The organism is Nocardia sp. NPDC127606 (assembly GCF_042671725.1).
Lineage (GTDB): Bacteria > Actinomycetota > Actinomycetes > Mycobacteriales > Mycobacteriaceae > Nocardia.
Genome location: NZ_JBHXWQ010000001.1, coordinates 1208399 through 1228708, shown reverse-complemented (window position 1 = coordinate 1228708; position 20310 = coordinate 1208399). Strand labels below are relative to the sequence as shown.

General features: G+C 66.4%; 20 protein-coding genes. 13 read left to right on the top strand and 7 right to left on the bottom strand.

The window, feature by feature from the left end; genetic code table 11:
• Positions 1–33 precede the first annotated feature (33 nt).
• The 6 genes from hpnE to ACFVJ5_RS05830 all read left to right on the top strand — a co-directional run bounded on the left by hpnE (position 34) and on the right by ACFVJ5_RS05830 (position 5963).
• Positions 34–1443 carry a hydroxysqualene dehydroxylase HpnE gene (hpnE, locus tag ACFVJ5_RS05855; protein ID WP_379218732.1) on the top strand — a complete coding sequence of 470 codons (1410 nt, stop codon included), beginning with the start codon at positions 34–36 and terminating at the stop codon, positions 1441–1443.
• A 124-nt stretch (positions 1444–1567) separates the two neighbouring features.
• Positions 1568–2797, top strand: coding sequence for an acyl-CoA dehydrogenase family protein (locus tag ACFVJ5_RS05850; protein ID WP_379218731.1), 1230 nt, complete (start codon positions 1568–1570; stop codon positions 2795–2797).
• On the top strand, positions 2797–3945 hold the full coding sequence (locus ACFVJ5_RS05845) for an acyl-CoA dehydrogenase family protein (protein ID WP_379218730.1): 1149 nt from the start codon (positions 2797–2799) through the stop codon (positions 3943–3945). Before ACFVJ5_RS05850 ends, ACFVJ5_RS05845 begins: the two co-directional genes overlap by 1 nt.
• Positions 3946–3947: 2 nt before the next feature.
• A complete protein-coding gene (locus ACFVJ5_RS05840; protein ID WP_379218729.1) occupies positions 3948–4568 on the top strand; it encodes a QsdR family transcriptional regulator in 621 nt (206 codons plus the stop codon).
• Positions 4569–4581: 13 nt separating this feature from the next.
• Positions 4582–5406 carry an enoyl-CoA hydratase-related protein gene (locus ACFVJ5_RS05835; RefSeq protein WP_379218728.1) on the top strand — a complete coding sequence of 275 codons (825 nt, stop codon included), beginning with the start codon at positions 4582–4584 and terminating at the stop codon, positions 5404–5406.
• 86 nt (positions 5407–5492) lie between these two features.
• The gene (locus ACFVJ5_RS05830) at positions 5493–5963 is read left to right on the top strand and encodes a MarR family winged helix-turn-helix transcriptional regulator (RefSeq protein WP_379218727.1); all 471 of its coding nucleotides are present in this window, start codon (positions 5493–5495) and stop codon (positions 5961–5963) included.
• A gap of 67 nt (positions 5964–6030) precedes the next feature.
• Here the strand turns inward: ACFVJ5_RS05830 and ACFVJ5_RS05825 are convergent, their stop codons facing one another.
• The gene (locus ACFVJ5_RS05825; protein WP_379218726.1) at positions 6031–6312 is read right to left on the bottom strand and encodes a hypothetical protein; all 282 of its coding nucleotides are present in this window, start codon (positions 6310–6312) and stop codon (positions 6031–6033) included.
• Between the two features lie 700 nt (positions 6313–7012).
• Positions 7013–8554: an MFS transporter gene (locus tag ACFVJ5_RS05820; protein ID WP_379218725.1), complete on the bottom strand. Its 1542-nt coding sequence runs from the start codon at positions 8552–8554 to the stop codon at positions 7013–7015.
• 106 nt (positions 8555–8660) lie between these two features.
• Here ACFVJ5_RS05820 and ACFVJ5_RS05815 point away from each other — a divergent pair, with 106 nt between their 5' ends.
• The 3 genes from ACFVJ5_RS05815 to ACFVJ5_RS05805 all read left to right on the top strand — a co-directional run bounded on the left by ACFVJ5_RS05815 (position 8661) and on the right by ACFVJ5_RS05805 (position 11708).
• Positions 8661–9269, top strand: coding sequence for a TetR/AcrR family transcriptional regulator (locus ACFVJ5_RS05815; RefSeq protein WP_379218724.1), 609 nt, complete (start codon positions 8661–8663; stop codon positions 9267–9269).
• A gap of 344 nt (positions 9270–9613) precedes the next feature.
• Positions 9614–10726, top strand: a complete 1113-nt coding sequence (locus ACFVJ5_RS05810) for a GGDEF domain-containing protein (protein WP_379218723.1) — start codon at positions 9614–9616, stop codon at positions 10724–10726.
• Positions 10727–10790: 64 nt separating this feature from the next.
• Positions 10791–11708, top strand: coding sequence for an LLM class F420-dependent oxidoreductase (locus ACFVJ5_RS05805; RefSeq protein ID WP_379218722.1), 918 nt, complete (start codon positions 10791–10793; stop codon positions 11706–11708).
• 511 nt (positions 11709–12219) lie between these two features.
• On the opposite strand, the gene ACFVJ5_RS05800 is transcribed toward ACFVJ5_RS05805, so the two are convergent.
• Positions 12220–12759, bottom strand: a complete 540-nt coding sequence (locus tag ACFVJ5_RS05800) for an AAA family ATPase (RefSeq protein WP_379218721.1) — start codon at positions 12757–12759, stop codon at positions 12220–12222.
• A 716-nt stretch (positions 12760–13475) separates the two neighbouring features.
• Here ACFVJ5_RS05800 and ACFVJ5_RS05795 point away from each other — a divergent pair.
• Positions 13476–14186 (top strand): hypothetical protein, encoded by a 711-nt coding sequence (locus tag ACFVJ5_RS05795; RefSeq protein ID WP_379218720.1) that lies wholly within the window; start codon positions 13476–13478, stop codon positions 14184–14186.
• A gap of 20 nt (positions 14187–14206) precedes the next feature.
• Here the strand turns inward: ACFVJ5_RS05795 and ACFVJ5_RS05790 are convergent, their stop codons facing one another.
• From ACFVJ5_RS05790 to ACFVJ5_RS05775, 4 genes are all read right to left on the bottom strand, one after another.
• The gene (locus ACFVJ5_RS05790; RefSeq protein WP_379218719.1) at positions 14207–14611 is read right to left on the bottom strand and encodes an acyl-CoA dehydrogenase family protein; all 405 of its coding nucleotides are present in this window, start codon (positions 14609–14611) and stop codon (positions 14207–14209) included.
• Positions 14612–14699: 88 nt separating this feature from the next.
• Positions 14700–15497, bottom strand: a complete 798-nt coding sequence (locus ACFVJ5_RS05785; RefSeq protein WP_379218718.1) for an SDR family NAD(P)-dependent oxidoreductase — start codon at positions 15495–15497, stop codon at positions 14700–14702.
• 186 nt (positions 15498–15683) lie between these two features.
• Entirely contained in the window at positions 15684–16217 is a 534-nt protein-coding gene (locus ACFVJ5_RS05780; protein WP_379218717.1) for a hypothetical protein, read from the bottom strand.
• A gap of 176 nt (positions 16218–16393) precedes the next feature.
• A complete protein-coding gene (locus ACFVJ5_RS05775; RefSeq protein WP_379218716.1) occupies positions 16394–17851 on the bottom strand; it encodes a hypothetical protein in 1458 nt (485 codons plus the stop codon).
• Between the two features lie 157 nt (positions 17852–18008).
• Here ACFVJ5_RS05775 and ACFVJ5_RS05770 point away from each other — a divergent pair, with 157 nt between their 5' ends.
• The 3 genes from ACFVJ5_RS05770 to ACFVJ5_RS05760 are packed head-to-tail and all read left to right on the top strand — an operon-like array spanning position 18009 to position 20228.
• Positions 18009–18902 (top strand): helix-turn-helix domain-containing protein, encoded by an 894-nt coding sequence (locus ACFVJ5_RS05770; protein WP_379218715.1) that lies wholly within the window; start codon positions 18009–18011, stop codon positions 18900–18902.
• Positions 18903–18934: 32 nt separating this feature from the next.
• Complete coding sequence (locus tag ACFVJ5_RS05765) at positions 18935–19759, top strand: SAM-dependent methyltransferase (RefSeq protein WP_379218714.1); 825 nt, start codon at positions 18935–18937, stop codon at positions 19757–19759.
• A gap of 55 nt (positions 19760–19814) precedes the next feature.
• A complete protein-coding gene (locus tag ACFVJ5_RS05760) occupies positions 19815–20228 on the top strand; it encodes a hypothetical protein (protein ID WP_379218713.1) in 414 nt (137 codons plus the stop codon).
• Positions 20229–20310: the final 82 nt, after the last annotated feature.

Below are 20310 nucleotides of genomic sequence, written 5' to 3'. Positions count from 1 at the left end.
ATTCTCACATTCATCGATTGCCCGGAGGTACCGATGGGGCAGCAACAATCCCCGCACATCTTGGTCGCGGGGGCGGGCCTGGCCGGATTGGCCACAGCGGTCTGGCTCGCGGAAGCAGGCCACCGGGTCACCCTCGTCGAGAAGCGCGGACGTCTCGGCGGTCGCACCATCTCGTACGAGGTTCCCGGTATCGAAGGCAGAGTCGACAATGGTCAGCACCTGTTCGCCGGTTGCTACGACGCCCTGCTGCGCTACGTCGACACCCTCGGCACGCGGGAGCAGCTCTTGTGGGACGCACCACCTTTCGCGATCAGGACCGCCCCCGACCGGCTGCTGACCCTGCGCGCGCCCGCCTGGCTGCCGGGCGCGCTGCGCCGCGTCGTCGGACTGTCCTGGATGGCGTGGCCGCCGATCCCGCTGCGTGAGCGGCCCGCCGCCCTGCGCACCTGGGCGCGGATCGCCCGCGCCGCGCTGCGCCCAGCACCGGAACTCGACGATCTGACCGTCGATCGCTGGTTCAGGCAGATCGGTGCGCCGGAATCGTTGCGCGCGTTGGTGCTCGACCAGTTCGTCATCGGCCTGCTCAACGAGAAGACCGAGCGGGTGTCGGCCTCCATGTTCGTCCAGACCCTGCACTGGATCGGCAAGCGCGCACTGTCGGGCAATGCCAGGGCAGGCGACGCGGTCTGGCCGCGGGTGAGCCTGCACGAGTTGTTCGTCGCGCCCGCCGAGCGCTATCTGAGGGCGCACGGCGCGGAGATCGTCGTCGGCGCCGGTGTCACCGATATCGAGATCATCGACGACGGGCTCACCGGCGTGCAGCTCTCCGACGGACGTGTCATCGAGGTCGACGCGGCGGTTCTCACCTTGCCGCCGTGGTCGCTGACAACACTGCTCGATCGCGGCCGGCTCGGGCAGTACGACCATTTCACTCCTGTGCGCAAGATCGAGCCCGCCCCGATCTCGAGCGTCTACGTGTGGCTAAACCGCCCACTCAGGATGCGCAGGCTCGCGGAGAATCTGCGCGACACCACCATCGAGTGGGTTTTCGACACCACGGGCATGCACGGCGTCGAGACCGAGGCAGGGCACTGCTATTCGCTGGCCGTCAGCGCCTCGTGGGACGTCGTCCATCTGCCCAACGCCGAATTCACCGCGGCGGCACTGCGATCACTGGCCGAGCACTACCCCGAGTTCGCCGAGGCGCAGGTGTTGCGCACCCATGTCATTCACCAGCCGCAGGCGACCTTCTCGGCGCAGCCCGGTTTCGACGAGCTGCGCCTACCGCAGCGCACGCCGATCGACGGCCTGTTCCTCGCGGGCGACTGGACCGAGACCGGCATGCCCTCGACGATGGAGGCCGCTGTCGAGAGCGCGGTCCGCGCCGTCGGCGCAGTACGCGAACATCTCAGCCCCCGGACCGGCGCCGCCGGAATTAAGTGACTTTCCATTCTACGCGCTAACGCCTCCATATCCCTTGATTCCGGGCTGAGACAGAAGTACATTGTGTCTCACGCGGCCGCAAGTCTGCACGGACGCAATGGAGCACATCCCTCCGGGAGGGCTGATGGATTACGACTGGTCAGCGGCTGATCTGGCCTTTCGAGATGAGGTTCGGGCCTTTCTCGACGAGAAGCTGACACCCGACCTACGTCGCGCCGGACACTTGGCGACAAGTGTCTATCCGGATCACGATGCCAGCATGAAGTGGCAGCGCATTCTCCACGATCGCGGCTGGGCGGCACCGGCATGGCCGGTCGAACACGGTGGCTGCGACTGGAGCCTCACCCAGCACTACATCTTCGGCCGGGAGCTGATGCAGGCCGGTGCGCCCGCGCTGTCACCGATGGGCATCCGAATGGTCGCGCCCGCGATCGTCGCCTTCGGAACGACCGAGCAGAAGGCGTACTACCTGCCACGGATCCTCACCGGTGAGGTGTTCTTCTGCCAGGGGTATTCGGAGCCGGAATCCGGATCGGACCTGGCCTCGCTGACGATGGCCGCCGTCGACGACGGTGAGGATTTCGTGTGCACCGGCAGCAAGATCTGGACCACCCACGCGACCGAGGCCAATTGGATCTTCTGCCTGGTCCGCACCTCGCGCGAGGGGAAGAAGCAGCAGGGCATCACCTTCCTGCTCATCGACATGACCTCGCCGGGTATCGAGATCCGCCCGCTGGTGATGACCTCCGGCGAGCAGGTGCAGAACCAGGTCTTCTTCGACAGCGTCCGAGTGCCGAAGAGCAATGTGCTCGGCCAGATCGACGACGGCTGGACCGTGGCGAAATATCTGCTCGTCCACGAACGCGGTGGGGCACTGTCGCCGATGTTGCAGGTCATGGCCCAGGAAGTCGCTACCGCGGCAGCCGGGCAGACCGGCCCGGACGGCAATCCGCTGATCGATGACGCCACCTTCGCGGCGAAGTTGGCCGAGGCGCGGATTCGCACCGAAGTACTCGAGATCCTCGAATACCGAACGCTGGCGGTGCTGGCGCAGGGCAAGAACCCCGGCCCCGCCTCGTCGATGCTCAAGATCCTGGCCACCGAACTGAGCCAGAAGATCACCGAATTGGCGCTCGAGGCAGCGGGTCCGCGCGGTCGGGTGTACCAACCGCATGCGACGAAACCCGGCGGCCCGATCGCCGAATTCCGGCCACCGGCCGACGGCTATCGCAGCGGCGAACAGTGGCAGGCCGTCGCGCCGCTGCGCTACTTCAACGACCGGGCAGGCTCGATCTACGCGGGCAGCAATGAAATTCAGCGAAATATTCTCGCCAAGGCAGCATTGGGGCTCTGATGGACTTCACCTTCACCAAAGAGCAAGAACTCCTGCGTGATTCGGTGGCCGGATTCCTCGACGCCCGCTACGACCTGGAGCGGAGTCGTAGCGCGGTCAAATCCGACGCGGGGTGGCAGCCCGCTGTGTGGCGCGGTTTCGCCGAGGAGTTGGGCATCCTCGGTGCGACCCTGCCCGAGGATGTCGACGGTATGGGCGGTGGGCCGGTCGAAATGATGGTCATCGCCGAGGAACTCGGGCGCGCGCTCGTCGTCGAACCCTATGTCGACACGGTCATCATCGGGGCTGGGCTGCTGCGACGCAGCGGTGGTGCGGCTGCCGATGCACTGTTGCGGCAGATCGTGGCCGGTACGGCGCGTACCGCGTTCGCCGCACTCGAGCCGACCTCGGGCCATGCGATGCACGATCTTTCGACTACCGCGCGCCGCGTCGGTGATTCGTGGGTGATCGACGGCAGCAAGACCGTCGTGACCAGTGCGCCGTTGGCGACCCATCTGATCATCAGCGCACGCACCTCGGGTGTTCGGCGCGACGAATCCGGTATCTCGTTGTTCCTCAGTGAGTTCGATGCGGCGAATCCGCCGGCCGGGGTGGAGATCCACTCCTACCGAACGATCGACGATCGGGTCGGTTCCGATATCACGTTTACCGAATTCCGATTGCCCGCCGCCGCACTGCTCGGCGCGGAAGGCGAGGCCTGGTCGTCGATCGCGGCCACAGCGGATGAGGCGATCGCGGCGATCGCCTCGGAAGCGGTCGGATGCATGCGCAAGGTGGTGGCGGATACCGTCGAATACGCCAAGCAACGCAGGCAATTCGGTCAGCCGATCGGCAGCTTCCAAGTTCTGCAGCACCGCATGGTCGATATGTACATGGAGCTGGAACAGGCAATCGCCGCAGCGTATCTGGCGATCCACGCACTGGACGCGGCACCGGCGGTTCGGGCGCGGGCGACATCCGCAGCCAAGGTCACCGTCAGCCGTGCCGCTCGATTCATCGGCCAGAATTCCGTCCAGCTGCACGGTGCAATGGGCATGACCGAGGAACTCGCTGTCGGCCACTACTTCAAGCGGCTGACCGCGATCGAGCACGAATTCGGATCCACCGACCACCACCTCGCCCGCTACGCCGCGCTGACGAGGCCGTAGTCGTGACCAGCGGCGAAAGCCCGTCGCCGGAACCGGACGACCCGGCCTCGAGCACGCCTGCGAAACCGGCGCGTGAGGACGTCATCGACCTCGCGCACCAGTGGTTCCTCGAGGCCCGCCGCATCGATATGCAGCAGCTGGCGCGTGCATCGGGAATCGGCCGCGCCACGCTGTATCGCTGGTGGGGAAGCCGGGAAGTCGTCATCGGTGAAGTGGTGTGGCGGATCATCGCGGAGGCGATCGGCCGCGTCGAGGAACGTGGCGTGCGCGTGTCCGAGGATCCCGTTGAACGGTTCGTCCGCAACTTCGGCACCCTCGCGGATACGGTCCGCACCTTCGAACCGCTGACCCGATTCGTCGCCGACGACCCGGAATACGGTCTGCGCGTGCTGACTTCCGGTTACTCGGTCGTCCAGGGCCGAATGATCGACTGGGCCGCATCACGATTGACCGACCTGCCCGATCTCGATCCGCGCATCGAAGTCCGCGATCTCGCCTATGCGATCGTGCGCGTCGGCGAAGCTTTCGTCTGGAGCGACATCATCACCGGCGACCCGCCGCAGTCCGGCAAGGCCACAGCCATGGTCGAGTTGCTCGTTTCCGCCGCATCCGGGAAACGCTGAATCAGGAGTCGAATTGTCTTATAAAACCATCGTTTACAGCGTTGATGCGGCCGTCGCCACCATCACACTGAACCGTCCCGAGGCGCGCAACGGCTTCACCACCGAGATGGCCGACGAACTCGGCGCCGCCTTCACCGAAGCCGACCGCGACGACGCCGTTCGTGCGGTGATCTTCGCCGCCGAAGGGCGTGACTTCTGCGTCGGCATGGATCTCACAGCCGACGGATCCGATGAGGATGTCACCGATCCCGAATGGGTCGAATGGTCCACCCGGGTCGTGCGCCCGATGACCGAGCTGAACAAGCCCGTCATCGTCGCCATGCAAGGCGCTGCCATCGGTGTCGGCCTCTCCATGACCCTCGCCGCCGACTTCCGTCTCGCCGCAACCGATTCCCGCTTCGGATTCGTCTTCGCCCGCCGGGGCCTGTTCCCCGAGGGCGGTTCGCTCTGGTTCCTGCCGCGCATCGTCAGCCTGGCCAAAGCCAAGGAATGGATGATCACCGGCCGCGTTTTCGGCGCCGACGAGGCCCTCGCCGCCGGCCTGGTCACCAGCCTGCACGCCCCCGAAGACCTGCTGCCCAACGCTCGGGCCCTCGCCGCCGAACTGACAACCCAGGTGGCCCCTGTCTCCGTAGCCGCCATCCGCCGCGGCCTGGTCGCCATGTCCGGCGACAAAACCCCCGACGACGTCTTCACCCTCGACGCCCGCCTCATCTCCTACGCCTTCTCCAGCGCCGACCTGCGCGAAGGCGTCATGTCCTTCCTCCAGAAGCGCCCGCCGCACTTCACCGGCACAGTAGCCACCGAGCTCCCCCACCTCGACGATTGGCTGTCCTGAACCGGCGCAGCTGCTTCGGCAGGCCGTCCCGCTCGCCCGAGAGACCGACCAGGCCGGGACAGCAGGCAATTTTGTTCGTAAAGTTCATGATTGTGTCACCGAACTCGAATACCGCGGCTGTGGCCGGGGCGCTGTCCTTGCTGACTGTGAGACTCGATCGCCTACTGCGCCTGCATCACACCGACCAGCCGATCTCGTTGGTCCAACGCTCAGCGCTCACCACGCTCGTCCGCGACGGCGCGATGTCGTCGGGCGCGCTCGCCAGCAGAGAGGGGGTGCGGCCGCCATCGATGACGCGCACGATCAACGCGTTGGCCGCGCTGGGACTGATCGAGCGCAGACCCCACCCGTCCGACGGCCGACAGGTCGTCGTCTCGGTCTCGCGATCTGGTCGGTCACTGCTCACCGACAAGGTCTCGGCCCGTGACGCCTGGCTCGCCGGGCAGTTGAGCAAGCTCTCCGACGAACAGACCACCCTGCTGAGGCAGGCCCTGGTGATCATGGGCACCATCGGCGAGGCGGAACCCCTACCGAATGACCCTGTTCCCAGGGTGTAGGCCGGTCGGCTCGCCACAAGCTCACCGGCCACGGCGACATCGGGCGGCGGTCATGGCCGGATCGGCGTCAGACCCGGCGCATGAAGGCGAGCATGTAGTAGACATTGTCGATGTTCCGCTCGACCACACTGACCATCTGCCACCCCTGCGATTCGAGCATCTCGACACCGTTGAGCAGGTGTACGACAGGCTCGAAGATCGCGCGCTGATACGCGGCCGAACCGAACACCAAGCCGCCGGTCTGCGGTGAACTCAGCACCAGGTTGCGACGCGGATAGGACCTCAGGTCCACCGCGCCGTTCAACACGGCGATGACATCGAAGACAGGTCCGGGCGCAGGAGCATTCACGCCCACATCGTCCTACACCCACCAGCCCGGCACTTCTCATGACCACCACGACCGAACACTCCGATCGCCTCACGGACTTCCGGGCCGGGGAACCCTGATCGCTGCCAGCAGTGTCGGCTCCGGGTAGTCAGCGAAGTAGTCTGCTTCCCACGCGGCTCCGAGTACGAGGGCAGATCGGTGGACAATTCCCGAACGATCGTCGCCCTGGCGGTTCCCTCGGTCACAGCGAATCGGCGCAGGAGATTCCGTGCACCACTGCCGACGACAATGCACGAATCGGTCAGTTCGGCGCCGTTCGCCGCCGGACTGACCGCGACGCGGGAACTGATCCGCCGTCGGAGCCAGATTCCGTCGACCAAGCCCCGGACGAGTTCGGGTAAACGCAGCGGCGCAGCGCCGACAAGCTTGTCGGCGGCCTGAGCAGCGTGGAACTCGTGTAGCGACAATGAATATCGAGGCCGCCCGTCGGGACGCGGTATCGCTGTGTTCGACAGGTAGACGTCGATACGCCGACTTCGGTGCAATGCGAAGAACCGAACCATCCTGCGCTCCACCCGGCAGCTCCCCACCAGGAACGCAGCCCCGAGAAGTAGCCAAAAGGTAATGTTGGCAACAAGATTGGTTGCCACCGACTCAACGAACGACATCGCACGATCGTAGTCGCCACCGTGAGCCGAGAGGTTGACCGAATGCGCGTTACCTACGCCCGTGATGCCACGGTTTCGGCTGTCTTGTCGGTACGGCGTCTGCCCGGGGCCCACATGGCGATGAGTACGGCGGCGCCGAGAGTCAGGAATCCCAGTACGGTGGCGGACTCCTGCATGCCGTGAATGAACGCGGACTTCGCGAAATCGCCGAGCGGCTGCGCAGGCGGACCTGCGCGCTCCACCACCTCGAGCGCTGCCGCGAGCGAGTCACCGACCGGTTCACGCGCTGCCTCGGGGAGGCTGGGCAGGGCGGGGGCGATGCGCTCGCCGTAACCCGCCGCGAGCACGCTGCCCGCGATCGCGATGCCGATGGCGGCGCCGATCTCGCGGGCGGCATCGTTGACCGCGGCGGCGACACCGTGCTTCTGCACGGGTGTGCCGTCGACGATCGCGGCTGTAGCCGGCGCGGTGCACAACCCGATCCCTGTGCTCATCAGCAGCAGCGGGCCGAGGAGGTCCACATAGGAAGTGTGCGAGTCGACTTGCGCGATCATCAGCATCGCGCCCCCGATCGCCAGCAAACCAGCACAGGCGGGGATTCGCAGGCCCACCCGTTCCGCCACCCGGGGCGCGATCACGGAGATCACCACCATCGGCAGGCCCATGGGAGCGAGCGCGAGTGCCGAGATCAGCGGACGGTAGCCCAGAATCAGCTGAAAATACTGCACGATCAGCATGAACAGGCCGAAGGTGACCAGGAACTGCACCGTCACGATCGCGGTGCCGCTGCCGAAGCCCCGATGAGCGAAGAGCCGGATATCGATCAACGGGTGCGCGACCCGTCTTTCGACAACGACGAAAGCTGTTGTCACGGCCAGCCCTACAGCGGTCGCGCCGATCACTACGGGATCGAGCCAGCCGCGTACGGGCACCTCGATCGCCGCGACCACGATCGCGCCTATTGCCACAGCGCTGGTGACCGCACCGAGCGGGTCCATCGCGGGCCTCGATGTATCCACCGATTCGGGCAGCGTGAAGGCTGCCACCGCAAGCATCGCGCCCGCGACTGCCATCCCGGCGAAGATCGCAGCCCAGGACCAGTTTTCGATCAGAACACCCGAGCCCAGGATACCGAGGATGGCGCCGACGCCCGCGACACCGGCCCACAAGCCGACCGCGCTGCCTCGCCGTTCCTCCGGAAATCCGGCGGTCAGCAGCGACAGCGTGGACGGCATCACCAGCGCCGCGCCGACCCCTGTCACGACCCGCGCGACGATCAGCCACGTCGGGCTGTCCAGCAACAAGGGGGCCGCTGAGGCGAGCGAGAAGATGACGAGTCCCAGGATGAGAACCACGCGCCTGCCATACCTGTCACCGATCGCACCCCCAGGCAGTACGAGGCAAGCCAGTGCCAGCGTGTAACCGTCGACGATCCAGGTGAGTTCGGCCTGACTCGCGCCGGTATCGGCCGCGATCTCCGGCAGCGCCGTATACAGCGCCGCCATCGAGGAGGTGACGAGAACTACCGCGAGACAAGACAATGTCAGCAGCCAGCGCTGGGCAGCGGACAATCGTTCGCGTCCGGTGGGAACCATCGGGCCTCCGCTACTATTAGTATCGCTTCGCTACTATATGTAGCATAAGTATGGAGCGGGAGGTAGGCCGTGGGGAAAGTCCACCGGCAGAGGAATACTGGGCGATATGAGCGGAACTGACGCCGTCGAGGTCGACCCGCGCCGGGTGCGCTCGCGCGCCCGGCTACTCGACGCCGCCGCGGCGCTGCTGCAGGACGGAGGCTTGGAGGCGGTGACAGTCGAAGGCGTCACCAGATTGTCCAAGGTCGCCAGAACCACCCTGTACCGGCATTTCGACAACGCGATGCAGCTACGCGCCGCCACGATCGAACGGCTGCTGCCCTCGGCAGTGGAGACCCCGCCCGAAGGTCCGCTGCGCGAGCGCCTCGTCGCCCTGCTGGAACGCCAGGCCGAGGCGATCCGAGACACGCCGCTGCAGGTCTCGACATTGGCGTGGCTGGCGACCGGCTCGGACCACAATGCCGACAACCCGGCCATCAGCTCGCTGCGCCAGCGCATCATCGACCACTATCGGGTGCCGTTCGACCAGGTGCTCGATACCCCCGAGGCGCACCGGCAACTGGGCGAATTCGACACGTACTTCGTGCTGTCGCAATTGCTCGGTCCACTCGTTTTCGCGAAGCTCATCGGCTTGCGGGCCTCGACTCCGCAGGACTGCGCCCGGATCGTCGACGACTTCCTCGCGGCACGCGTCAAGCCTTCTTCGGTGCCCTGAACTTCTTGCGCGCCAACATCATTCGCTTCGGCGCCTCGTAACCCCATCCGAAGCGAGCTGCCGGTCGCCGGAACCGGCAGCTCGACATCACAGATCCGATGTCAGCGAGTTGCCCTCGGGAATCGTGCCGCAACTCGAACCAGCGGACACGCCCCGAAGCGGCGAACCGGTCCACCCCGATCTCGACAGCACCGCCGCCGCACGCAACGCGGCGGCCCGACCGGCCCGTCGAGATCCCGACATGGTCCGACCTAGACTACTGCCGATCAGCTGGTGGGGTTCCTTGGAGTTTCACACGCGTAACCAGCGAGGTAGGCGATGCGATCGGGACCAAGGGTGAGTCGATGAACGACGGCAAGACGCTGCGGGCTTGGTGGAAAGACCCTGTCGACTACCGATGGCTGGTGCGCACGCTGTCCGCCAGGTCGGCGCTGGTTCCGCTGAAGATCCTGATCGGCGTCGCCGGAGCCGGGATCGCGGTGATGGGCGTGGTGATCGCGGGAACGCCGGTGGGCCCGCCCGGTCATCCGGGCATCGCTTCGACGATCGGAGTGTTGGCCGGGACCCTGTGGGCAGCGCGCTGGTGGCTGCTGCCCTGGCCGAGCAAGACCGAGTCGCTGATGCTGATCGCCTGTGCCGATGTGCTGTTCACGGTGGAATTCCTCCAGCTGCAGGATCGACTGTTCGGGGCGATGGGCACCGTACTGCTCCTCGGCACCGGCAGTTATCTGAGCTTCTTCCACAGCGCCAGGGCACTGGCCCTGCATTCGATGTGGTCGTTGCTGTCGGTGGTGGTGTTCTCGGTGCGGATCGCCACCGGCGGTGGCAGCATCGAGCTCGCCCTCGCGGTCGCATTGCTCCTCGCGTCGGTGGTGAGCGCGGTGCCCGCATTCCAGCTCCTGTATTCGCTGCTGCGCACCGAGTCGCTGTCGGACCCGCTGACCGACCTGCTGAACCGCCGGGGCCTCGAGAACCGGCTGCCCCAGCTGATGGACCGCAATCCCTCGATCTGTGTCATCTGCTTCGATCTCGACCGGTTCAAAAACGTCAACGACACCTGGGGCCACCGGATCGGCGACATCGTCTTGATGCGGACCGCCCGGCGGCTGCGCGATGCCGCCGGGGAGAACGCAGTGGTGGCTCGGACGGGCGGGGAGGAGTTCGTGGTCGCCGCCCCGATCGCCGCGACCGCCGCGCGCAGGGAAGCCGAACGGCTGTGCCGAGTGATCGCCGAACCACCGGAGACCACGGTGGCTGTCACCGCGAGCGTCGGTGTTGCCGTCTTCGACGCATCGAGCTGTCCACGATGTCCGTGCCCGACTCCGGACCGACTGCTGCAATCCGCCGACGCGGCGATGTACCGGGCCAAACAGTCCGGCGGGAACCTGGTGGTGGTCGACGAACTCACCCCGCCGCCGGAACACCGCCACCCTGCCGACCCGCAGGACGGCCGGTAGCGCGTTTCCCGAGGTCAAGGCCACCACTGCGCCGGACCTGTTCGTATCGGGCACGATGGTGATCATGGACCTCCGCATCTTCACCGAACCCCAGCAGGGCGCCGACTACGACACGTTGCTGTCGGTGGCGCGCGCCGCCGAGGAGCTCGAATTCGACGCGTTCTTCCGTTCCGACCACTACCTCGCCATGGGCGATGCCTCGGGCCTGCCCGGCCCCACCGATGCCTGGATCACCCTGGCCGGGCTGGCCAGGGACACTTCCCGCATCCGGCTGGGCACCCTGGTCACCGCCGCGACGTTCCGGCTGCCGGGGCCGCTGGCCATCCAGATCGCCCAGGTGGATCAGATGTCGAACGGGCGGGTCGAACTCGGCCTGGGCAGCGGATGGTTCGCCGCCGAGCACGCCGCATACGGAATCCCGTTCCCGGACAACAGGTTCAGCCTGCTCGAAGAGCAACTGGCCATCGTCACAGGCCTGTGGGAGACCAAGCCGGGGGCGACGTTCAGCTTCGAAGGCGCCCACTATCAGCTCACCGACTCCCCCGCCCTACCCAAGCCCGTGCAAGACCCGGTACCCGTGATCATCGGCGGCAACGGCAAGGTCCGCACCCCGCGCCTGGCGGCCCGCTATGCCACCGAGTTCAACATGCCGTTCGCCTCGATCGCCGACAGCGCCGCCCAGTTCGACCGGGTGCGCACCGCGGTGCGCGCGGCCGGGCGCACCGACGAACTGATCTACTCCAACGCCCTGGTCGCCTGCGTCGGGCGCACCGACGCCGAGGTAGCGCGCCGGGCCGCCGCGATCGGGCGCGAGGTGGACGAGCTCAAGGACAATGGCCTGGCGGGCTCGCCCGCCGAGGTCGTCGACAAGATCGCCCACTACCGCGAGATCGGCGCGAGCCGGATCTACCTCCAGATCCTCGATCTCGCCGATCTCGACCACCTGGAACTCATCGCCGCCGAGGTGCAATCGCAGCTCTGAGACCGACGGGGGCGGGCTACCGACTGCCGGGCTTGCCCCCGACGGTGCCTCGGCTGCCGGGCTCCTGGCCGTCCCCGATCTGGCCGGAGGACCCGCACGGTCGGCCGTTCCTGCAACGAGACGCCTCCGCCGACGAACCCCCGGCACCGCCCCCGTCCAACGATCCATAGGCAACCTCGAAGGTCGTCTGCGAACTGACGGGTGTCACCCCGGACGCCACACCGACTCCCAGCAAGCCGGTCGCGGCGATCATGGTGGCGGTGATTGCAGTTTTCATCGTTCCCCTTCGTGTTGTTCGACAAGATCATCCTGAGCCTGCGTCGCTAACGAAACCTTGACGACTGCTTATGGACGACCCCTCGTACAACATTCGGCGGCAACACTTTTCACGTCGAGCACGAACCTTCACCCGGTTCGGTCGAACGTGGCCTGCCGATGCGAACGCTCATTCCCCGCCGACTGACCTTGACCGTGACGGCGGTGCGGTCTGGCCGAATCAGGCTGTCTCGCATCAAGTCAGCCGGTGTGTGCCGGTAGCAAGGAGCAGCCTCGTCCGGTCAGCAGTCTGGTTCGGATCCAGGCCGCCGGTATCGATCGTGTACTTCTCGAGGTCTCCGATGTCGGAGAATGCGCCGTGCAAGCCGGTGATCGCCGCCAGATCCTTCAGCTCGTCTCCGACGCGTTGCTTCGCGCGAGACACGGTGGTGGCCAAGTCGGGTCGCAGGACCACATAGGAAACGGTCGGCCCGCCGTGGTCGGCGAGTGCCCGAAACGGCGGGAGGAACCACGGGCCGACGATCCCGTCGACGATGACGTCGTACCCGCCGCGCGCGTATGCCGCGACGGCCGCGACGATCGCCTCGATCACCACCTCGTTCTGCCGGTGCGCTTCCGGAAGGAACGGCAGGACGAATCCTGTGCGGATCGACCGGTAGAACAGGTCGGTCTCGAGATGAACCGTCGGGGCGCTCGCCGCGTCGGCGAGAAGGCGGCAAACCGTCGTCTTTCCCGCAGCAGGTGGACCGGTCACGATGATCACTTCACCACTCATGGACACGGACCCTAGCCAGCCCACCAAGCAAGAAACAGTCCTTTTTTCCTCCCCATTGATCGCCGTCGAACATCCTCGGCCCCAACGATGTCGGCGTCCCGGTCTGCGATCCGTCCACTGCATGTCGGTCGCGGCAGCGCACCTCGTCGGCGCCCGCCACCGGACCCGCGAAGGACAACTGATATCGCCGCCGCCTACACACGGCCTTGTCCCAGTCCGACCTGTTCTAGAGAAATATAATTCGACAATAAAAGCTCAGCTTTACATCGGGGCACAGTGGTAGTAAACGTCACGAAATACGCGTAGGCTCCATTCGGCGCTCCAGCATGAGCGACAATGTCATCGCAGTTACATGCCGGCAGACAAGCCAGAGCGCGGATCATACTCGCAAATGCCAGCGCTTCATTGTCCGCGCCGAAACGTCTTCACGGGCCGGCGACCACCCGATTCCGTCCTACGTAAATGACTCGGTAGCAATGGATTACGGCTGACAGCCTGGTTCCGGCAACACACCTCTACCGCAGGTTTCTGCTTTCATCGTCGTCGATGAAGACGAGCGGGATATTTCCTCTCCATTACACCATGAGCTTGTGAATGAGCCGCGACGCGCTGGCGCATTCACATTTGATCCGACCGAATCGGATGATCGGTGAAGCGCGCCCCATGGCCGATTTCGCTACATCGGCCGCAGTGCACATAAATAGAGGAGCACTATTGTGACCGGAACTCTCAGCGCACGCACCCGTATCGCCGCACTGTTCGGCGGTCTCGTCCTGACCACCAGCACCATGATCGCCGTGGCGCCGCCGGTATTCGCTGCCTGCCAGACCATGAACGGCGCCGACGGCGCTCCCGGCACCGCCTCCCAGCCCGCCGGCGGCAGCGGCGGCAACGGCAGCCAGGGCACCGAGAACTGTCCGGGTGGCGACGGCGGGAACGGCGGCGTCGGCTACGGCGGTGGCGCGGGCGGCGCGGGCGGAAACGGTGGCAGTGGTGGACTCGGCGTTCTGGGTGCGGGAGGGCTGGGCGGCAACGGCGGACTCGGCGGTCCCAACGGCGGATCCGGCGGCGCCGGTGGCGAAGGCGGCAACGGCGGGGCAGGCGCGACCAGCGCAACCGGCACGGACGGAGCGCCCGGCGGCAACGGTGGCGTCGGCGGCAACGCGCTCGCTGTCGACACCGGCGGCGCGGGCGGCAAGGCAGGCAACGGCGGCGACGCCTCGGGCGCCAACAACAGCGGCGGAGCGGGCGCGCGCGGCGGCAATGGTGGCACCGGAATCCTCGGAACCGGCGGGGCGGGCGGAAACGGCGGAAACGGCGGGGCCCAGACCGGCGACGGCACCCTCGGCGCTTGCGGCACCGCGGGCAGCGGCGGCGCAGGACTGGTCAACGGGGCTCCCGGAAATGCGGGCACCGGGGACTGCTGACACCCCCTACACATGCCGAATCACACCCGTATTCGTGCGGGTGTGATTCGGTGTCGAGACGGCGCCCTCGAACCGCCGGGCACAGCGGTGTCAGGGAAGCAGACCCAGGGGCGGTGCGGCCGACGACGTCGAGGATCGCGTCGGTGTTTGGGGGGATGGAGTTGTCCGGTGCGCACGTCGCGGTAGAGACGTTCGAGTTCGTTGCGGCGACTGACCGACGACGCGCCGACCACCTGCACGGCGGTGTCGATGACGTTCTCGGCTGTCCTGGTGGCGACTTCCTTCGCCGAGAACAGACGCGGAACCGTCCGCACGCCGAGATCGACGCCGGCGTCCGCATCACGGGTCATCGTCTCGAGCAGTGCGTGCGCGGCATCGAGCTGGATTTCGGCTTCGGCGATCTGACGTTGTACCGCGAGGTCCATACCGGGCCGAGCGACGTGAAGCTCTTGCGGCCGTCGATGAGGTAGGAGCCGTCGAAGCAATAGAATCGGCCCGATCACATCCCGAACGTCAGTAGAAAACCGGCCCGGGAACGCCACCCCCGGCCGCGATCGCATCGCCGGTGATGGCGATGCTGCGTGGCGAGGCCAGGAACGTCACCACGTCGGCGACCTCACCCGCGTCGATGATCCGACGAATCGAATTCTTGACCAGCTGTGATTCCAACTCGGCCACGTCGCCACCGTCTCGCTCGACCTGGCGGGTGAGACGTTCGGTGAGCCGTTCGGTACGGGTGAGACCCGGGTGCACGACTGTCACATTCACCCCGTGCGGCCCCAGCTCGTCGGCGAGGTTCTTGGTCAACGCCGAGACGCTCACGTTGCGGATGGTCTGCCCGATCGAATTGGCCTGCCGCGCACCGAGTCCGCTGATGTTGATGATCCGACCCCACCCCTGCTCCACCAGGTGGGGTGCGACAGCACGCGCGGTGCGAAGGTACCCGAGCACCTTGATCTCGACTTCCCTGCGCACGATCTCGTCGGTGGTGGCTTGCAGATCGCCGCCCGCGCCCGCGCTCCACGGTGTGGCAGCGGAGTTCACCAGGATGTCCACGCCACCGAGTTCGGCGACGGTGCGGGCGACGAGTTCTTTCACCTGTTCGTCGTCGCCGGTGTCGGTCGGTACCGCGATCACCCGCCGCCCCGATTGCCGAGCGATCTCCTCCGCGGCGGCGCGCAGCGGTTGCGCCGACCGTGCCGCGAGCACCACATCCACACCCTCTGCCGCGAGCCCCCGCGCGATAGCGAGACCGATTCCCTTGCTCGCGCCGGTGACGATCGCCCGTTTTCCGTCCAGTCCCAGATCCATCCGCCGACGCTAACAATCCCACCCGCAGCGCCACACGCTCCAGCTCGAGATGATCCAAACCTGCCCAGGTGAGGCACAAGCTGCCGCGTGCGCCGTGTTCGAGTCTCGCCGACGAGATCGCCGAGTCGGTCGACAGGGCAGATCGAAACGCCCGGCGCACCGCGTAAGTTATCGCCTGTCCGCCCGCTATAAGACGGGTTGGTTGCCCCGGCCCAGCGGTAGCGCGACGCGTAAGGCTCGAATTTCCTCGACCAGATCGGCATAGCCTTCCTGGACTTGAGCAAAGCGCAGTGCGGCGTGGTGCTGGTGTTCGGCGCTCTTGGTGTGGCGCAGTGTCCACTGAACGTGGGTGTAGGTATCTGCCACGTGGCTGATCACCTCGCCGAGGGAATGGGTGTGGCGGCGGCCCGAAGTGGGACGAGGAAGATGGCAGGCCGACCACTCGTCGATCAGGCCGATGACGGCGTTGATCCGGCCGCTGGTGGTGGGCGCGTCGAAGTCGGCGGGCCGACGGGTGGTCGACACCGACGCGGTGAACAGAGTCGCGTGCAGATCCGCCAGCTCGCGCGCCCACCCGATCAGCGGGGACCCGCCCTGCAGGTTCCCGGCGACGGCGAGCAGTAGCTGACGGGCCTCCAGTAATCCCTCCGCGGTCCGAACGCGTGTGTTCTCCCCAGCGCGGCTGTCGGGCTTCGCGGCGGAGCCGCCTGCGTGCGTCACAGCTACACACACCCGACTCACCGGCGTCTGCCCATTGCGCGATGGCCACGTCTCGGCGTCGTCGTAGTCATGAACCGAGTACAGCGCCGAATAATCTCTGCGACAATGACATTCGACAGGGCATGTCGTAAATGCCGCTGCGCGGGGGATGACATCGTCAGGTTGCGTCAACATTGCTACGCGGTCGCGAGGCGGTGTTCGGTCAGCGGACGCGGAGTGTGCCGGGTGGTGCGGACGGCCCGCCGGATCGTCTGACAGAGATCGCGAACATCGGATCGCGAGGACGCGAGAGTCGCGGCGTGCACCAGCTGCCCCAGCCGGTCGCCGACTCGCCCGCTGTCGACCTGACCGGTCATTTCCAGCGAAGCCGTCGCGAAGGAGACCGCGTCATCGATCTGGCCGAGACGGAAGGTGCCCGTGGCGATCGTGATGTTGTCGAACAGAATGCTGCGGGCAGGTCGTCCCGGCGTGGAGGCGGCCAACGAGGCGCGAGCGGCATCGACGGCTTCGGCTGTGTAATGTTGCGCGGTCTGTCCGCGGGCTGTCAGGGCGTACTCGTTGTAGATCACCGATCGCATCCCGGTGAACTCTCCCGGGGTGAAGAACACCCGGGTCCACGGGTCGACGGGATGGTCTGCGACCCGGGCGATCTCGTCCTCGGCGCGGGCGAGCGCGGTCCGCATCCGGCCGACGTCGCCCATCATCGCGTGTGCCCAAGCCTCGTTGGCATACAAGCGCGCCGACTCCCCACCGCCGGTGGCGTCTTGGGCAGGCAGCTGGCCGAGTTGGAACATCCGCAGAGCGACGCGCGGGTCGCGTTCGATCAAGCTGATCCGCCCCAGCACGTAGAGCGTCGACGCGACCAGGCTGTCCGCGCCCGCTCGCCGGGCGGACACCAAGGCCATCGTCGCGTATTGGCGGGCGCGATGTTGATCACCGATGTCGTGGTAGGCCCACCCGATCAGCCGGGCCAGATCGGCGGTGGCGACCAGCAGTGCGTGCGCGAGCGTCGTATGTCCGCGGTATCCGGCCAGCAGCGCGGTCGTCGATTTCAGGAGATCGACGGCGGTGCGGGCGACCGAGCCGCCACCGTGTCGCTGGTCGCGTTCCCGCAATCCCGAGGTGGCGCTGCGCACCGCATCGATATCGAGCAGTTCTGCGTCGCACGGCATCTCGGAAACATCGAGGGAAGGCAACCACGGCGTCAGGATGTCAGCGGAACCGACAACCGCGGTCGCGAGGGCCTCCAGCAGAGTCGCCTCCGCGCCGCGACGCGTACCGGCACCGACCGATTCGGCAGACCGTGACACCACGTCACGAGCGAACCCGACATTCAGGCCCGGCGATGGCAGGACGGAGTCGATCTCGGGAACCGGTGCGCCGACCGCAGCCAGCAGAACGCGATAGGACTTGCTGGGCCTGCGGACCTCGCCGAGTTCCCAGCGTGCGACGTGTCGTTCCGAACACGCGACATTGACGCTGTCGCGGCGAGCTCGGTCGTTGATCAACTCGGCGAAATCCCCACGGCTGAGCCCTAATCGAGCGCGACGATAGGTCCGAAGCCGCTGTCCCCAGCTGTTCGCGGCTCCGGCATCGAGAGTGCCACGGAGGGTTCCGGGGTCGGTGACGTCCATGAGTGGGCCCCACTCTTCTTGCGCCGCAGGGTATGTCGCAGTTCGGATACACCCTCTGACTTGTTCGCCAAATAATCGTGGTTGATAATCTAACCTGATAATCAGGATTGCGAAACAGGTGGCAGCCGCCGCCCAGCAGCCCGATACGGTGGGATCCATGGCACGAACCGCACGAAAAGTGCTGCTAGGTCGAGAGATCGACGCGCTCTTGCGCCGGTCTCGCACTACCCAGGCCGACGCGGGAAAGATGATCGGGGTGAGCCAGTCCCGCATCGCGGCGGTGATCAGCGGCACCGGCAATCTGAGCGCCCAGGCGCTCGACGAGCTGGTCAGGCAGCTCGGCGTCACCGACCAGGACTACATCTCGATCCTGCTCGATCTGCGCGAAGACAGCCATCGCCGCGGATTCTGGAACTCCGGCTACCGCCGCGCCTACATCGAGGAACTGCGACTGCTCGTCGACCTCGAGGCCGTGGCGGATCGGCTGCGCGAGACCGCCGCCGAGATCGTTCCCGGGCTACTCCAGCACGAGAGCTACATCCGCGCGCTGCACGAGCCACTGGAACCCGACCCCGACGATCCGGACGCGGTCACCGTCGACGACTACGTCCAAGCCCGCATCGCCCGTCAACGAATCCTTCTCGCGCGGGGCGCACCCGAGTTCCACGCGATCCTGTCCGAATCCTGCCTGCGCCGCACCTACGGCGGGGACGCGGTGATGCTCGACCAGATCACCCATCTCCTCGAGCTCTCCGCCCGGCCCAACATCCAGATCCAGGTCATGCCCTTCACCCACCAAGCACCCGGCGCCGGCATGGAGGACCGCTACATCCTGGTTCGCGTGCCCTCCCCCGGAGCGGCCGGCGATCTCGAGATGGCCGTCATCGAAGCTCAGGGCGAGATCCGCTACATCGATGACAAACCCGCCGTCGGTATCCGCGACAAGATCTTCAACCGCCTGGCGATGACAGCTTTGAGCCCCCACGACTCACGTCAGTTCATGGAACACCTCGTCCGCGGCCTCCGCAGCCGACCGACCATTCAGCGATAGACCGGCACCACCGCACCCGCAGAGGAATCACGATGTCCGACAGCGACTTCGAGCCACGCCCGATCGACACCAACAAACCCAGCTCCGCACGCATCTACCACCACATGGTCACCGGCGAGGTGATCTTCGAATCGGATCTGCCCTTCATTCATCGGCTCTACGCCGATATCCCCTTCTATCCGTTGTGGGCCCAGCACAATCGCCGGTTTCTCGCCCGCGCCGTTCGCTACATGGCCGGCACCGGGATTCGCCAGTTCCTCGATATCGGGTCGGGCCTGCCGACCGGCGGCAACACCCACGAGGTCGCGCGCGAGCTCGTGCCCGACTCGCGCGTGGTGTACGTCGACAACGACGAAGAGGCGATCAACCGCGCCCGCGACCTGCTTCGCGAACAGGGTGTCACCGACACCGCGACGATGGTCGACGCCGATCTGCGCGAGCCCGCGCGCATCCTCGCCCACCCCGATACCCAGCGCCTGATCGACTTTTCCGAACCCGTTGGACTGCTGCTGGTTTCGGTGCTTCCCTGGGTCACCGACGCCAGCGAGCCGAGCAAGATCGTCGCGCAACTGCGCGACGCCCTAGCCCCCGGCAGCCACATCGCGATGACACATGTGTCCCTCGAAGACGCGGGAGCGGAGATCAAATCCCAGGTCGCCGCGGGCGCTGCGATCTTCACCGACGCCAGCACACCGGTCACCCTGCGCACCCGCGCGCAGTTCCAGACCTTCTTCGACGGATGGACGATCGCCGATCCGGGCATCACCTACGCCACGGACTGGCGACCCGAACAGCCGATCGACCACGACGACTACGCCCGCCCCTGCAATTTCGCCGCTATCGGCAGCCTGCCCTAGTGTGCGCCCGCGCGGTCGGCACCGTCGCCGACCGCGCTGTTCGAAAGGATCCGCCATGTCGTTACCGACACCGCCCGCCGCCCACTTCCGCAAAGCGGCCGCCAGTTCCCCCCAGCAGGCGTGCGTGATGGTCTACCGCGACAACCACCGCACCCTCATCTGGGACGACAAGCTCGCGCGCCCGGTCGCCACCGCGGCACACCCTGTCCCCCTCGAGGAATGCCTGACCCTCGACCACCACCAGTTCGAGGCCCTCCAGTCCGCGATACGAGCAGACCGGCCCATCCGTGGCGCCCTGACGATCACCCGGGCATCCGACGACCTCTACGAATTCAGCGCCGCGCCGGAATGCCGAGCCTCAGCCGGCACCGCCAGGCTCTTCTTCGACCACCTCGAATACACCGCGTTCGTCCACGCGGTGCGGCACCGCGAGTTCGAACGAGCGACCTTCCTCTCCCACGCCGCGTGACCGAGGTGGCCTTGCGCCGCTGCGGGCCGAGGCTGCAGCACCATCCAGCAGCTTGGACAGAGTCCGTTGCACGACAACATGA